16 protein-coding genes are annotated in these 14204 nt (G+C 72.7%); 4 read left to right on the forward strand and 12 right to left on the reverse strand.

Annotated elements, in window-relative coordinates:
• Together AB0K43_RS15990 and AB0K43_RS15995 are read left to right on the forward strand one after the other, a co-directional pair.
• A partial coding sequence (locus AB0K43_RS15990; RefSeq protein WP_363640260.1) for a carboxyl transferase domain-containing protein occupies window positions 1-162 on the forward strand: 162 nt, incomplete at its 5' end.
• 55 nt (window positions 163-217) lie between these two features.
• On the forward strand, window positions 218-427 hold the full coding sequence (locus tag AB0K43_RS15995; RefSeq protein WP_363639984.1) for an acyl-CoA carboxylase subunit epsilon: 210 nt from the start codon (window positions 218-220) through the stop codon (window positions 425-427).
• Between the two features lie 57 nt (window positions 428-484).
• Here AB0K43_RS15995 and AB0K43_RS16000 read toward each other — a convergent pair whose 3' ends face one another.
• The 8 genes from AB0K43_RS16000 to hemL form a co-directional block, all read right to left on the reverse strand.
• Window positions 485-922, reverse strand: a complete 438-nt coding sequence (locus AB0K43_RS16000; protein ID WP_363639986.1) for a hypothetical protein — start codon at window positions 920-922, stop codon at window positions 485-487.
• A 146-nt stretch (window positions 923-1068) separates the two neighbouring features.
• Window positions 1069-1656 carry a hypothetical protein gene (locus AB0K43_RS16005; RefSeq protein WP_363639988.1) on the reverse strand — a complete coding sequence of 196 codons (588 nt, stop codon included), beginning with the start codon at window positions 1654-1656 and terminating at the stop codon, window positions 1069-1071.
• A 20-nt stretch (window positions 1657-1676) separates the two neighbouring features.
• The gene (gene ccsB, locus AB0K43_RS16010; protein WP_363639990.1) at window positions 1677-2807 is read right to left on the reverse strand and encodes a c-type cytochrome biogenesis protein CcsB; all 1131 of its coding nucleotides are present in this window, start codon (window positions 2805-2807) and stop codon (window positions 1677-1679) included.
• 3 nt (window positions 2808-2810) lie between these two features.
• Entirely contained in the window at window positions 2811-4568 is a 1758-nt protein-coding gene (locus tag AB0K43_RS16015; RefSeq protein WP_363639992.1) for a cytochrome c biogenesis protein ResB, read from the reverse strand.
• A gap of 2 nt (window positions 4569-4570) precedes the next feature.
• Window positions 4571-5344, reverse strand: coding sequence for a cytochrome c biogenesis protein CcdA (locus AB0K43_RS16020; protein ID WP_363639994.1), 774 nt, complete (start codon window positions 5342-5344; stop codon window positions 4571-4573).
• Entirely contained in the window at window positions 5341-5937 is a 597-nt protein-coding gene (locus AB0K43_RS16025) for a TlpA disulfide reductase family protein (protein WP_363639996.1), read from the reverse strand. Before AB0K43_RS16025 ends, AB0K43_RS16020 begins: the two co-directional genes overlap by 4 nt.
• 140 nt (window positions 5938-6077) lie before the next feature.
• Window positions 6078-6728, reverse strand: a complete 651-nt coding sequence (locus tag AB0K43_RS16030; protein WP_363640262.1) for a histidine phosphatase family protein — start codon at window positions 6726-6728, stop codon at window positions 6078-6080.
• Between the two features lie 113 nt (window positions 6729-6841).
• Window positions 6842-8176 carry a glutamate-1-semialdehyde 2,1-aminomutase gene (gene hemL, locus AB0K43_RS16035; protein ID WP_363639998.1) on the reverse strand — a complete coding sequence of 445 codons (1335 nt, stop codon included), beginning with the start codon at window positions 8174-8176 and terminating at the stop codon, window positions 6842-6844.
• Window positions 8177-8609: 433 nt separating this feature from the next.
• Here hemL and AB0K43_RS16040 point away from each other — a divergent pair, with 433 nt between their 5' ends.
• The gene (locus AB0K43_RS16040) at window positions 8610-9092 is read left to right on the forward strand and encodes a hypothetical protein (protein ID WP_363640000.1); all 483 of its coding nucleotides are present in this window, start codon (window positions 8610-8612) and stop codon (window positions 9090-9092) included.
• A gap of 110 nt (window positions 9093-9202) precedes the next feature.
• On the opposite strand, the gene AB0K43_RS16045 is transcribed toward AB0K43_RS16040, so the two are convergent.
• The gene (locus AB0K43_RS16045) at window positions 9203-9607 is read right to left on the reverse strand and encodes a hypothetical protein (RefSeq protein ID WP_363640002.1); all 405 of its coding nucleotides are present in this window, start codon (window positions 9605-9607) and stop codon (window positions 9203-9205) included.
• 222 nt (window positions 9608-9829) lie between these two features.
• Here AB0K43_RS16045 and AB0K43_RS16050 point away from each other — a divergent pair, with 222 nt between their 5' ends.
• Window positions 9830-10255 (forward strand): hypothetical protein, encoded by a 426-nt coding sequence (locus AB0K43_RS16050; protein ID WP_363640004.1) that lies wholly within the window; start codon window positions 9830-9832, stop codon window positions 10253-10255.
• Window positions 10256-10351: 96 nt separating this feature from the next.
• Here AB0K43_RS16050 and AB0K43_RS16055 read toward each other — a convergent pair whose 3' ends face one another.
• The 3 genes from AB0K43_RS16055 to AB0K43_RS16065 all read right to left on the reverse strand — a co-directional run bounded on the left by AB0K43_RS16055 (window position 10352) and on the right by AB0K43_RS16065 (window position 14009).
• Window positions 10352-11374, reverse strand: a complete 1023-nt coding sequence (locus AB0K43_RS16055) for a BadF/BadG/BcrA/BcrD ATPase family protein (protein ID WP_363640006.1) — start codon at window positions 11372-11374, stop codon at window positions 10352-10354.
• Entirely contained in the window at window positions 11371-12126 is a 756-nt protein-coding gene (locus AB0K43_RS16060) for an SIS domain-containing protein (protein WP_363640008.1), read from the reverse strand. The genes AB0K43_RS16055 and AB0K43_RS16060 overlap by 4 nt, the downstream gene beginning before the upstream one ends.
• A gap of 209 nt (window positions 12127-12335) precedes the next feature.
• A complete protein-coding gene (locus tag AB0K43_RS16065) occupies window positions 12336-14009 on the reverse strand; it encodes an RICIN domain-containing protein (protein WP_363640010.1) in 1674 nt (557 codons plus the stop codon).
• Window positions 14010-14204: the final 195 nt, after the last annotated feature.

Genomic DNA, 14204 nt, shown 5'->3' on the forward strand with positions numbered 1-14204 from the left:
AAGAGCGAGCTGATGCACCCGTACTACGCGGCCGAGCGGGGTCTGGTGGACGACGTCATCGACCCGGCCGAGACCCGCACCGTGCTCGCCGGCGCGCTGGCCATGCTCCGCACCAAGCACGCCGACCTGCCCAGCCGCAAGCACGGCAACCCGCCGATGTGACAGAGCACCGCACACCATCGTCAGTCAGACTTCGAACCGGGGGAGAAACAGGACCATGAGCATCAGCGCCGAACCTCTTGTCCGCATCGTCCGCGGCTCGCTGAACGACGAGGAACTGGCCGCCCTGACCGCCGTGCTGATGGCCCGCGCGGCCGTCGCGCAGCAGGCCGCGGCCGCCCGGGCCGTCGAGCCGATCGCCAACTGGCAGCGCCTGGAGCGCCGCCCGGCGTACTACTCGCCGGTCAGCTGGCAGCAGGCGGCCTGACGGGCCCCTCAGGCCGCTCCCGCGGGCCCGTCGGGCCCGGGGGGCGGCACCGGCCGCTCAGGCCGCCGCAAGGGCGGTCGGGCGGCCTTCGTGCATCACGCTGAGGTTGGCCGCCAGCCGCTGCGGGTCCTGGGTCAGCCAGAGCCGCACGGCGGCGCCCAGCATCGTGCTGGGGGCGCCGCCCAGCCGCCAGGCCGGCGGTGCGGCGGCGCACAGCGGCGAACCGGTCACCTGGGCGATCCGGGCGGCCGCCGGCACCAGCAGGTCGGCTAGCGCCGCCGGCAGCCAGACCGTCTGGGCGCACGGCGCGGGGTCGGTGAGCGCCGCCAGCAGACGGTGCGCGTCCGCGCTGCAGTGCAGCGTCGGCAGGACGTCCAGCAGGCCGTCGGCGACCACCTCGGAGACGTCGCTGCGGTGGCCCTGCGCCAGTCTGCGGAGCAGCGCTCTCTCCGCAGCGGTGATCCGTACGGTCAGCATGACCTCGTCGCTCTCCATGGCGCGGCCCTCCTCGCGGCTGCTCGAACGATCGGGTGCTCGCCCCGCGTCGATCTGCCACCCCTGGGTGGGTGGCAAACCGAGCGTTGGAGCACGTCCTGATAACGACTGAGGTGACGGTTCCTCAGGGTTGACTACGGGTTGATTCAGGGTTGATTCGCGGCCGACACCGGTGCGGTCGACGGCGCGCCGGGCGGGTGTTCGGCCAGCCCCACCACCGTCAGCGGGAAACGCTCCAGCGGGACCGACGGCGAGGCCTCGAACCCCGGCCCCAGGGCGCCGGCGGGCCAGAAGGCCGTCCGGCAGCCGCGGCAGAGCCTGGCCTGCTCCCAGACCGCCGTCCGGCGCTGCCAGCGGCCGTGCTCCAGCTGCCCTGCCCCGGCCTTCCCGGCGCCCCGCCACCGCCGGAACAGGCCGATCGCGAGCAGCACCCCGGCCGGCACCAGCCCGCCGAGCTGGTTGCCCGCCCGGTACGCGTCGCTGGCCCCCACCAGTTCCGGGTGCGGCGAGAGGAGGTCGAACACGCCCTTGGCCGCGAGCAGGCCGCCGATCACGAACCACGCCGTGCCGGCCGTGTTGGCCACCGGGGCGGGCGGCGGTGGCGGGGCCACCAGCGCCGGCGGCGGCCCGCCGAGGGTGCCCTCCCGGTCCTCGTAGGCCTGCCGGGCGGTCAGCGCGCCCCCGGCCGGCCCGCACTGCGGGCAGGCCGCGGCCGGCTGCTGCTGATCGGTCATCACGATCCCCCGGTCCTCGCTCAGAGCCCGGCGTAGGAGTGCTTGCCGGTGACGAAGATGTTGACCCCGTAGTAGTTGAACAGCCAGCAGGCGAAGGCCAGCAGCGCCAGGTAGGCGGCCTTGCGGCCGCGCCAGCCGGCGGTCGCCCGGGCGTGCAGGTAGGCGGCGTAGGCGACCCAGGTGATGAACGACCAGGTCTCCTTCGGGTCCCACTCCCAGTACTTGCCCCAGGCCGACTCGGCCCAGATCGCGCCCGCGATGATCGTGAAGGTCCAGAGCGGGAAGACGAAGGCGTTGATCCGGTAGGACAGCTTGTCCAGGCTGGCCGCCGCGGGCAGCCGCTGCCAGACGGTGGCCGGGACGCCCAGCATCCGGCCGGTGCGGCCGGCGGCCACCCGGCGCTCGTAGGAGTCCTTGCCGACGAACAGCGCGGTCGCCACGAAGCCGGCGTAGAGCGCGCCGCCGCAGATGATCGCGGTGGAGACGTGGATGCCCAGCCAGTACGAGTGCAGCGCCGGCACCAGCTGCTCGGAGTCGGTGTAGAGGTTGGTGACCGCCACACCGAGGGTGACCAGCGCGGCGAGGATCACCGGCAGGCCGAGCCAGCGGACGTTCTTCCGGGCGGCCAGCAGGGCCACGTAGGCGAGCACCATGGTCAGGGCGAAGGCGCACGAGAACTCGTACATGTTGCCCCACGGCCAGCGCATCACCGACAGGCCGCGGCTGACCACCCCGCCGATGTGCAGCACCACGCCGAGGACGGTCAGCGAGACGGCGATCCGGCCCGCCAGGTCGCCCTTCTCGCTGGTGCCCGCCGCGCCCGGCCCGTCCGGCGCCTCGTCCGCGCCGCGGCCGCTGGTGACCACGGTGGCGCCGGCGTCGGCCAGCGCGGTGCGGGTGAGGGTGGCGGTGCCGCCGTTCGCGGTGGCGACCTTCACGGTCACCTTGCGGGCGCCCTTGGCACCCTCGGCGGCCGCCACCGTCTCGGCCAGGCTGGACTGCTCGGCCGAGCGGACGGCGACGGCGCCCTTGCTGCCGAAGGTCCACTCGAAGACGTGGGCCAGCATGGCCAGGGTGTACACGGCCATGGCCGAGTAGATCAGCTTGTTGGAGAGGTCGGCCAGCTGGGGGTCGACCGAGGCGAGATGCACCGTCTACTCCTTGGAGTCCGGGTCGGCAGGGGCTGCGGGGTGGGCCGGTTCGTCGCCCGGGTCGTCGGGCGGGCCGTCCGACGGGTCCTCGTCCTCGTCCAGCGCGGGGGCGCTGTCCTGGAGCTCGACCGCGAGCTCGGCGAGCTCCTCCGCGGTGCGGGCGGACTCGCTGCGGCCGAGGCCGGCCACCTCGACCAGGGTGCGGCCGTCCGGCCCCGCGGTGGCCCGGATCCAGATCCGGCGGCGCTGCACGAACAGCGAGCCGACCAGGCCGAGGATCGCGCAGACGGCGCCGGTCAGGGCGACCGCGTTGCCGGGCCGGTGCGAGATGTTGAAGCTGGCCCACTGCTGGTAGCCCTCGAAGGTGAGGGTGCCGTAGCCGTCCGGGAGCTCCCAGGCCTGGCCCGGCTTGAGCCGGGCCCGGGCGATGTCCCCGTCCTGCTTCAGCTGGGTCATCCGCTTGGTGTTGAGCTGGTAGACGTTCTGCGGGCCGCCGTTGTCGGTGCCCAGGTCGCCCTGGTAGGCGGTGAGCACCAGCATCGGGTCCGCCGCGTCCGGGAAGAGCGACACCGGCCCGGTCTGCTCGAAGTTGGCCGGGGCGGTGGGCAGGAAGTAGCCGTTGAAGCCCAGCATGGTCTTGGTGCCGTCGGGGCCGGTGCCGTAGTCGCTGACCTTGATCACACCGGTGGAGGTGTTGTTGGAGTCCTGCGGCAGGAAGGGCGTCGGCCCGCGGTAGACGATCTCGTTCTTGGCGTTGCGGATCGTCACCACCGGGGCGTAGCCGTGGCCGATCAGGAAGACCTTGCTGCCGCCGATCTCCAGCGGGTGGTTGACCTCGATGGTGCCCGGGGTCAGCTTGGTGCTGTCGGTGCCCTGCCAGTACCGGATGTGCGCGGTGAAGTCCCGGGCGCTGCCCATCTGGTCACCGGTGGTCTGGTACCGGGCGCTGAAGCTGTCCAGGTTGAACCCGAAGGCGTCCAGGTCGTCGGTGGTGTAGAAGGCGGAGCCGGTGAAGTCGTCCAGCTGGGTGGTGGTGTTGGAGTAGCCCTGGCCCTCCACCAGCAGCTTGCCGCCCTGGCCGCTGGCCAGGCTGGCCCAGCCGAAGCCGGCCAGCAGGGCGAACAGCGAGAGGTGGAACAGCAGGTTGCCGACCTCGCGCAGGTAGCCCTTCTCGGCGGCGACCGCGCCGCCGGCCGACTGGGCCCGGAAGCGTCGCTGCTTCAGCAGCCGGTACCCGGCCGCGTTGACGGCCTTGGCGTCGGCGTCGGTGTGCCAGGCCGCGTAGACCGGCATCCGGGTCAGGTTGCGCGGCGCGGCCGGGGGCGCGGCCCGCAGCACGCCGACGAACTGCCAGGTGCGCGGCACGATGCAGCCGGCCAGCGAGACGAACAGCAGGATGTAGATCGCCGAGAACCAGACCGAGCTGTAGACGTCGAACAGCTGGAGCCGGTCGTACCACGGGGCGATGCCCGGGTGCGCGGCCTTCCAGGTGTCGACCTTGAAGGCGTTCTGGCTGTTCTGCGGGATCAGCGAGCCGGGGATGGCCGCCAGCGACAGCATGAACAGCAGGATCAGCGCGACCCGCATCGAGGTCAGCTGGCGCCAGGTCCAGCGGGCCCAGCCGAGCACGCCGATGCCGCTCGGGGCGCCGTCCGGGCCGCCGGGGTCGCCGGGGTCGACCGGAGCGCTGGTGAGGCGCTCGGCGTCCCGCTCCGCCGTCTCGTCGGCGGGCGTGGGGTGCCCGGTCCGGGTGTCGCTCACGGTCAGAATCCGATCGAGAAGTCGCCGGTGGCGTACTGAAGCTGGTTCACGAGGGTGTCCCAGACGCCGGTCACCAGCAGGACGCCGACCGCGACGAGCATGCCGCCGCCGATCCGCATCACCAGCTGGTAGTGGTTCTTGATCCAGCCGAACGCGCTCAGCGTCCGACGGAAGGCCAGCGCGGCCAGGATGAACGGTACGCCCAGCCCGAGGCAGTACACCGCCGTCAGGAAGGCGCCGCGCCCCGCGCTGGCCTGGTTGATCGCCAGCCCCTGGATCGAGGAGAGGGTCGGGCCCAGGCAGGGCGTCCAGCCCAGCCCGAACACCAGGCCCAGCAGCGGTGCGCCGGCCAGGCCCACCGCGGGCCGGCGGTGCAGTCGCAGCTCGCGCATGGCGAAGCCCGGCACCAGGCCCATGAAGGCCAGGCCCATCAGGACGGTCAGCGCCCCGAGCACGGTCTGGATCACCGTCCGGTGGTCCTTCATGGTGGCGCCGAACTGGCCGAACAGCGTCCCCATCGAGATGAACACGGCGCTGAAGCCCAGCACGAACAGGCTCACCCCGAGCAGCATCCGGCCGCGCCGGCCACCCTTGGCCTCGGCCAGGTCGGCGGCCGAGAAGCCGGTGACATAGCTGAGGTAGCCCGGCAGCAGCGGCAGCACGCAGGGCGAGAAGAACGACACCAGGCCGGCCGCCAGCGCGATCGGGGTGGCGATCAGCAGGGCACCGCTGGAGACCGTCTCGTTGGTGAACTCGGCGGCCAGCCGGCCGCTCACTGCTGCTCCGCGAGGACCGGCTTCAACATCGCCTCCAGGTCCTCGGTGGTGAGCGGGTGCAGCGAACGGGCGGCCAGCCGGCCCTGCCGGTCGACCACGATGGTGGTCGGGATGGCCGAGGGGTTGAGGGTGCCCTTGGGGAACTTGAGGATCTCGGTACCGGCCGGGTCGTAGATGCTCGGGAAGGTGATGCCCTTCTCCTGCTCGAAGCGGACCGCGTTGGCCGGGTCGGTGTCCCGGGTGTTGATGCCCAGGAACTGCACGCCGTCGGCCTGGTGGGCCTGGTACACCTGCTGGAGGTTCTTCGCCTCGGCCCGGCAGGGGCCGCACCAGGAGCCCCAGATGTTGAGCACCACGACCTTGCCGCGGTAGTCGGCGAGCTTGAGGTTGCCGCCGTCCAGGCCGACCCCGGCGATGTCCGGCGCGGCCTTGCGGACGTCCGTCCCGGCGGTGTCGATGCCGCCCTTTCCGGCGACGAAGCCGGCCTGGCCGTCGCTGCTGCTCCCGGAGGAGCTGCAGCCGGCCACGGCCAGCAGGGCGGCCGCGCCGAGAGCGGCGGCGAGGCGGAGGCGGCGGGGGTGCGTCCCAGACATGTGAAAAGTTTCGCATGGGACTTCGGGCGGATTTCGGGGGGTCCGACGTTGCGGGTCGGACCCCCACTGACCTGCGGTTCTTATACTTATGATCCACTTAATCCGGTCATACCGCCCGGCCGCCCGGGCCCGGGGGCGAGCTACGCCCCGAAGCTCTTGCCGACCGGCTTGTCGCCCTTGCGGCCCTTGCCGACCAGGTGGGCCGGCAGCAGGTCGCGGGCCGGCTCGCGGTAGCCGATCGAGACGATCCGGTCGCCCTCGTAGGTGAAGCTGGTCAACGAGGCGAGCGAGCACTGCCGGTTGCGCGGGTCGTGCCACAGCCGGCGCCGCTCGGCGAACGAGCGGACGATCCAGATCGGCAGCTGGTGGCTGACGCAGACCGCCTCGTGCCCGCGCGCCGCGTCCCTGGCCTTGGCGAGCGCGCCCATCATCCGGACCACCTGCTCGATGTACGGCTCGCCCCAGGAGGGCTTGAACGGGTTGGTCAGGTACCGCCAGTACGCCGGGTTGCGCAGCGAACCGTCGCCGACCCCGAAGGTCTTGCCCTGGAAGATGTTGTCGGCCTCGATCAGGCCGTCGTCCACGGCCACGTCCAGGCCGTGCAGCTTGGCGATCGGCGCGGCGGTCTCCTGGGCCCGCTCCAGCGGGGAGGCCACCACGTGGGTGATGTCACGGTCGGCCAGGTGCTCGGCCACCCGGTCGGCCATCTGCCGGCCGAGCTCCGACAGGTGGTAGCCCGGCAGCCGGCCGTACAGCACGCCCTCGGGGTTGTGCACCTCGCCGTGCCGCATCAGGTGGACGACGGTGGTGTCTTTGGCACTCACTGCTCTCGGTCTCCTCGGTGCTCTGCTTCTGGGGCCCTGCTTCGGGCGCTGCTTCTGGGGGCGCTGCCGCGGGTGACCGCTCAGGCCGGCCGGGCCTCGGCGGCCGCGCGGGCGGCCGCGGGCAGGGCGGCCGCGATCCGCTCGATCGCCCGCTCGTCGTGCGAGGCCGAGACGAACCACGACTCGAAGGCGGAGGGCGGCAGGTAGACGCCCTGGCTCAGCATCGAGTGGAAGAAGCCGTTGAAGCGGTAGGACTGCTGGCGCTTGGCCTCGTCGTAGTTGGTCACCTGCTCGTCGGTGAAGAACACCGAGAACATGTTGCCCGCGGTCTGCAGCCGGTGGGTCACGCCCTCCTTGGCGAGCGCGGCCGACACCAGGCCGGAGATCTCGGCGGACACCCGGTCGACGGTGGCGTACACCTCGTCGGTGCAGTTCCGCAGCTGCGCCAGGCCCGCGGCGGTGGCGATCGGGTTCCCCGAGAGGGTGCCGGCCTGGTAGACCGGGCCGGCCGGGGCCAGGTACGCCATCACGTCGGCGCGGCCGCCGAAGGCCGCGGCGGGGAAGCCGCCGCCCATCACCTTGCCGAAGGTGAGCAGGTCCGGGGCCCAGCCCTCGCGGGCGGCCTCCAGGCCGTACCAGCCGGCCCGGGAGACGCGGAAGCCGGTCATCACCTCGTCCGAGACGAACAGCGCGCCGTCGGCGCGGCAGAGCTCGGCGAGGCCCCGGTTGAAGCCGGGCAGCGGCGGGACCACGCCCATGTTGCCGGGCGAGGCCTCGGTGATCACGCAGGCGATCTCGCCGGGGTGCGCGGCGAAGGCCTGCCGGACGGCGTCCAGGTCGTTGTACGGCAGCACGATGGTGTCGCCGGCCTGGGCACCCGTCACACCGGGCGTGTCGGGCAGACCGAGGGTCGCCAGGCCGGAACCGGCGGCGGCCAGCAGCGCGTCCACATGTCCGTGGTAGCAGCCCGCGAACTTGACGATCTTGGCCCGGCCGGTGAAACCGCGGGCGAGGCGGATCGCGGACATGGTCGCCTCGGTGCCGCTGGACACCAGTCGGACCTGCTCCACCGGGGCGATCCGGGCGACGATCTCCTCGGCCAGCTCCACCTCGCCCTGGCCCGGGGTGCCGAACGAGGTGCCGCGGGCCACCGCCTGCTGCACGGCCTCCACCACCGCCGGGTGCGCGTGCCCGAGGATCATCGGCCCCCAGGAACAGACCAGGTCGACGTAGTCGCGGCCGTCCGCGTCGGTGAGGTACGGCCCGGTGCCGGACACCATGAACCGCGGGGTGCCGCCCACCGCCTTGAAGGCGCGCACCGGCGAGTTCACACCGCCCGGCGTGACCTGCGTGGCGCGCTCGAACAGCGACTGGGACTGGGGGGCTTCGTACGGGTAGCGCTTCGGTTCGTTCATCGGCTCGCTCATCGACTGCGTCCTCAGGTCGGGTTACCGGGACATGCTCTCAAATCGTGTCCTTCGGCTCTGCATGGACGAGCCGATCATCTGGAACGATGATCCGTGTACTGCTGCCGTCAGACAGCACGGAGCAGAGGTACGGTTATCCGTACTACCCGGCTTCCGCTGCCGCCGGCCGACCCGGCCGGCTTCCGGTCGGACCGTGCGGTCGGACTGTGTACGGCGGCGCGAGACGGGTATAGGGCACGTTCGGAGGGACACCGAGCGTGTGGGGGTCTGTCGATTCCGGCGAATTCCGGTGAGGATGGTCCGAGTGTCCGAGGCGCAGGACGGCTCCGACGAGGCCGTGGGTGGTTCCCGCAGGTCCGCCCGAGCCGCGGGCGGGGGTACGGGTGCGGGCAGGGGAAGGCGGGGTGAGAGCGGCGTCGGCGTGACCTACAAGTACTTTGGCGCGCCCGACCGGGCGACCGCCGCCAGAGTGCCCACTGCTCTCGGCCCGGACGGCCTCGGCCTCGACGCGGGCGAGCTCGGCTCGCTCGGGCGCCTCGGTGACCTGATGGAGACCAGCGGCTCCCCCACCGGCCACCTCTCGACCAAGATCAAGCCGGAGACCATGAGCGCGATGGTGCTCACCGGCATCAAGGGCGTGCCGCTGCACCAGGTGCCGCCGCTGGAGCTGGTCGTCCTGCACCCCGACTACGCGGTGGTCCAGCTGCCGCAGACGGTGGTCGAGCCGCTGCGGAACGCGGACGAGACCGAGCTGGGCGCGGCCGCCTTCATCTGGTCCACCGTGCCGGACCGGCGCGGGCCGCGGGACGCCTTCGTGATCTACACGATGCTGCACGAGTGGCAGGACTTCGCCAACCGGCTGCACGAGGCCGGGCACCAGCTGTACTGCCTGGTCTGGCCGTGACCTGAGGGGCGGTCAGCCGGCCGCTCGCGGTCCCGCCGTGAGCGGCCGGCGTCGTCACATGCCGAATCCGCCCGCGCCGGGAGCGCGGGCGGATTCGTCGGCGGTCGAGCTCAGTGGTTCTTGCCGAGGCAGAGCACGAAGGGGTCCGAGGACTTCTCCAGGTACGAGGCCTCGATGCCCTCGACCTCGTCGCAGACCTTGTCGTCAGTGGTGTTGCGGACGACCTTGAGGACCTTGAAGTCGGCGTTGGTCGCGCCGCAGTCGACGATCGCGACCTTCGGCTTGCTGTCGCTGCCGTCGTTGTGGACGCAGTTGCCGACCTCGGCGATCGACGGGTCGTCCATGATGTAGTACCCGAAGGCGAAGAACGCGACCACGAGCACCACCACGGTGCCGAGGACCTTCTTGAGCTTCTGGCCGGCGGTGCGCTCGGGCGCGGGCGCGGCGCTGACGCCGGGCGGGAATTCGGGCAGGTCGGGGTGGTCGGTGGTCCCGGGGGCCGGCGGAGTGCTCAACGTGGTTCCTTGCTCATGGTGGTGCGGTGTCGGCAGACGGTAGAGGACGCGCCGGGGCGATCTGAAGGCCCGGCTGGTGAACGTTGCACAGTCGTGTCCGCACGCCTGCCCAGAACGACCCAAATCGGGGTGACGCTACGTCGGCGAACCGTCGTTGCACCAGGTCAGAGGCGCTCTTACGATGAGCGCCGCGCAACTCGCGCCCGACCCCGGAGACACCCGATGAACCAGAAGTACGCCCAGAAGTGCCTCGCCGTGGTGGCTCCCGCGTTCGCACCGGGCGAGCAGGTCACCCTGGTGGAGTCGGTGGCGATCGGTAAGGTCCCGGCCGGCCGTCAGGTGGCGGCGGCGGCGCTGGCCGGGGTGGTCAGCGGAGGCACGGTGCTGGTCGCGGTCAAGCCCCGGGCGTACTACCTGGTGCTGACGGACCGCCGGATGTACCTCGTCGACAACGTCAACGGCCGGGTCGGCCGGAGCATCGTGTCGGCCACCCCGCGGGAGAAGATCACCGCGGGGCCGCTCCGCAAGCACCTGCTGACGCTGTCGATGGAGGTGCGCTTCGAGGGCGCCGCCGCGCCCAGCCGGTTCAGCTGGGGCCGGGTGGTGGCGGGCAGCGCCCGGGCGGTCGCCGAGGCGCTGGCGGGCTGACCCGGCCGCCCTGACCCGGCCCCCGGCGACCCCGGCGACCTCCCGGCGACCTCACGGCGGCCAGGAGGCCCGGCACAGCAGGGACCGGACGGCCGATCAGCTGCTCGGACCGGTGGCGGGTGCCGTCTCCCGGCTCCGGGCCGCCCCGGCGACCAGCCTCCGGTGAAGTGCGGTCAGGTCGGTGGCCGGCGGGGCGATGGTGCGGGCGGCGAGCCACGCGGCGGCGCCCGCACCGTCACCGGCGTGCACGGGCACCGCGTCGGGCCAGCGGTCCACCACCCGGCGCCGGACGGCGGCGGCGAGCGGGGAATCGGCGCCGAGGACACCGCCGGCCAGCACGACCGGGAGCCCGGAGCCCGGTTCGCGGACGGCGGCCAGGGTGTCGAGCAGGTGGTCCGCCGCCTGCTCGACCAGCCGGCCGGCGTCCTGGTCCCCCGCCCGGGCGGCGTCCAGCACCAGCGGGGCGAGCCGGGCGAGGCGGACCGGTGGCTGCGCGTGCACGGCGCCGATCAGCGCGGCCCGCAGCCCGGCACCGCCCGGCGCCCCGGCGGGCCGGTCGGGCAGCAGCGTGTCGAGCACCTCGGCCAGCAGGCCGGCGGCCGGCTGCGCACCGCGGTCGACGGCCGCCAGGGTGGTCCGGACGGCCGCGCGGCCGAGCCAGTAGCCGGAGCCGCGGTCACCCAGCAGCCAGCCGTGGCCGTCGGCGGTGCGGACGGCAGCGAAGGCGCGGACCTCCGCGGCGACCGCGCCGGTGCCGCCGATCAGGGCGGTGCCGTCCGGACCGCTGGTGCCGGCCGCGTACGCCAGCTCGACGTCCCCGGTGAGCCGGGGGGCGACCGGCAGACCCGCGGCGGGCCACAGGCCGGCCAGCGCCGGGGAGCCGGACAGCCCGCCCGCGAGACCGAGCACGCCGGCCGCCACACCGGCCGGGTCGACGGCGGCGAGCGCCTCGCGCAGGGTGCCGGCGATGGCCCGCAGCGCGGCCGGCTCACCGTTGGAGACGGGGTTGCCGCCGCTGCCCCGGGCCGTGCCGAGGATCCGGCCGGCCAGATCGGCGACCAGGACCCGGGTGGTGGAGCCGCCGACGTCCAGGCCGAGGACGAGGGGCCCCGCCGTCACGAGGCGCGCCGGATGCGGCCGGCGTAGCGGGCCTCCAGGGCGCGGTTGTGGGCGTCGCCGTCGGGGATGTTCGCGGAGAGGTAGACCGGCGGGACGGCGCCGCTGCGCTCGATCCGGTGGATCACCTCGGCGACGATCTGCTGGGCGAGCAGGGCGGCGGTGATCGAGGAGATGCCGCAGGCCTTGGCGCCGTTCGCCATCTCCAGCACGGCGTCGCCGTACGGCGCCGCGTTGTCCAGCACCACGTCGGCGAGGTCGCGCAGCCGCAGGCCGGACGGGTGCTTGGGCTCGACCCGGGCGGTGTGCTCGGCCGAGGTGATGACGATCAGCGGGTGGCCGTGCCGCTTGGCCAGGTGGGCGAGTTCGACCACGCAGCCGTTGACCCCGGAGTTGGAGGCCAGCACGAAGACGTCGGCGGGGTGCGGGGCGGTCAACTCCCAGAGCAGGGCGGCCGATTCGGTGCCGCGCTCCAGCTCCGGGCCTTCGAGGATCTCGACCGGCCGGCCGCCGCGCAGCACCACGTCGCGCAGCGCGATCCGGTTGCTGGGCACCAGCCCGCCGGCCCGGCCGGCGATCTCCATCGCGAGCGCCTCGGAGTGGCCGGTGCCGAAGGCCTGGACGACGCCGTCGGCGGCCAGCGCGGCGACGATCAACTCGGCCGCCGCGACCACCCCTTCGGCCTGTTCCTTGGTGACGCGATCGATGGCGGCATGGGCCGCGGCCGCGAAGTCCGCTGCGGAAGGAGAGGGCACCGGTGGCCTCCTTGTCGTGGTCGGATGGTACGCAACTCTGGGGGTGCCCGAACACCACTGTCAATGAGTGGACTAGACCAATCGGGGGACAGTCACGCACTTCCGCCCGAACGGATCATGACCGCCCGTCAGTCCGCCCGAAGCCCGACGCGAGGCCCGAACCGAAGCCGGGCCGGGCGGGGCCGACGTTCCGGCCCCGCCCGGCGGGCTCAGCCGTGCAGGTAGACGATGCCCAGCTTCTCCAGCCGCCAGTGCTGGCCCGCCGCCCCGCTGTCGGCGGCGAGCTCGACCAGCGGGTTGCCCTGCCCGTCGAGGTCGGCGGTGGCGGCCGCCACCTTGCCCTGGTCCTGGGAGTCCGCGAGCTTGTAGGTGCCGTCACCGACCGGCTTCAGCACCCAGTGCTGGTTGCCGCCGCCGTTGCAGCGCCACTGCACCAGCCTGGTCCCGGGGGCGGTGGCCGCGCCGGTGGCGTCCAGGCACATGTCCCGGTTGCCGCTGAAGTCCAGCTCGTAGCTGCCGTCGGACTTGATCTCGAACACGAAGGACTGGTTCAGGCTGCCGGCCGCCGGATAGACGATGGCGCTCCGGCCGTTGGTGGAGTCCCCGTACGTGCCGCCGCCCGCGAAGTCCAGCACCTTGCCGGTGGCGGCGTTGGTGAGCTGGTACCAGGAGCCGTCCTCCGGCTTGTCCGGGAACGGCTGCCCCGGTGCGAGCGGCGTGATCGAGGTGGTGTTCTGCTGGTTGAGGCTGCAGAACGCCTGCTCCAGCGCCGGCTGCTGGTAGAACTGCGCCAGGCAGACCGCCTCGCCCCGGTAGCCGGCAACCCGCAGGTGGTAGGACTGCCGGACCATGTTCATGCAGACGCCGGGGATCCCGATCTCCTGGTCGCAGCCGTTGCGGGTGCGCTCGGAGAGGTCGATGACGTCGCCGTTGGTGTACTCGTACGGCGAGCTGGTCCACTCGGCGCAGACCTCGTGGCCGTAGCTGACCCGGCGCTGGTCCAGGTAGCGCACCCCGGGCACCTGGCCGACGGCCTGCCGCAGCGCGTCGCTGAGCATCGGCACCACCAGGTTGTGGCCCCAGGCGAGGTCCTCGGGGAAGGCCGGGCAGCCGTCGGCGACCTTGCCGACGTAGTCGTTGCGCCGGATGTCGGGGGTGATCGGGGTGAAGTACGACTGGAAGACCAGCTGGTAGGAGCCGTCCTGGTAGCCGGCCCGCCGCATGGTGCTGCGGATGTCGGTCAGGGCGGCGACCACCTTGGGCTTCACCCCCTCGGCGCGCCGGGCGATCTCCGGGGTGCCGATGGTGTCGCGGCACCCCTGCGACTTGGGGATCGGGAAGTACTGCGCCAGGCAGCCGAGCATGATGCCGCTGAAGTCGAAGTCGTCGTTGGCTCCGATCGTGACGACCACCATCTTGACGTCGTACTGCCCGGCCACCTGGGCGAGTTGGGCGTCCTGCTTGGGCTCGCCGAAGTCGCCGCTGCCGCCGCCGGTGATCTTCGCCAGCTCCGGATCGCTGACCAGGTCGCCGGTCTGGGCACCGGAGCAGGCCAGGTCGATCGGGGTGAGCCCGCCGAGGCCGGTGACGAAGATCTCCGACTTGGCGCTGCGGTGGCAGTAGTTGGTGGGCGTGTCGGTGCCGGGGGTGTAGTCGTCGCCGGTGTCGGTACCGGCGCCCTCGCCCGAGATCGCACTGTCGCCGAGCGCGACGATCGCGGGCGCCTTGGCCGCAGCCGCAGCCGCGGATGGTGGTGGTGCGGCGGCGTCCGCGGCAGCGGCACTCGGCATCGCGCCGAGCCCGAGGGCGAGCGACAGCCCCGCCGCGGCCAGCAGGGCGACCGGCCTTCTGCTGTGCGCACCTGACGATCGAGACCTGATCACGCATGACTCCCTGAGGGGTGGGGGGCCACCCGGCGTGCGCCGGGAGGCGCGGAGCATGGAGCGTGCGACGGTGCCACCCGGACCGGTGGGGGTGTTCGCGGCGGACCGGGCGGCACTGAACATGAGTCAGGCTCATATGTTAGGTACTGACAAGTAACGCAACAAGGGTCGCGGCAGGCCCGAAAGCGCGGGTGC

Source organism: Kitasatospora sp. NPDC049258 (genome assembly GCF_040678895.1).
GTDB lineage: Bacteria > Actinomycetota > Actinomycetes > Streptomycetales > Streptomycetaceae > Kitasatospora.

Coding starts and splice junctions, on each gene's coding strand:
- AB0K43_RS15995 (WP_363639984.1), top strand. CDS start 218: ATGAGCATCAGCGCCGAACCTCTTGTCCGCATCGTCCGCGGCTCGCTG.
- AB0K43_RS16005 (WP_363639988.1), bottom strand. CDS start 1,656: ATGACCGATCAGCAGCAGCCGGCCGCGGCCTGCCCGCAGTGCGGGCCG.
- AB0K43_RS16000 (WP_363639986.1), bottom strand. CDS start 922: ATGGAGAGCGACGAGGTCATGCTGACCGTACGGATCACCGCTGCGGAG.
- AB0K43_RS16030 (WP_363640262.1), bottom strand. CDS start 6,728: ATGCGGCACGGCGAGGTGCACAACCCCGAGGGCGTGCTGTACGGCCGG.
- AB0K43_RS16050 (WP_363640004.1), top strand. CDS start 9,830: ATGAACCAGAAGTACGCCCAGAAGTGCCTCGCCGTGGTGGCTCCCGCG.
- hemL (WP_363639998.1), bottom strand. CDS start 8,176: ATGAACGAACCGAAGCGCTACCCGTACGAAGCCCCCCAGTCCCAGTCG.
- AB0K43_RS16025 (WP_363639996.1), bottom strand. CDS start 5,937: ATGTCTGGGACGCACCCCCGCCGCCTCCGCCTCGCCGCCGCTCTCGGC.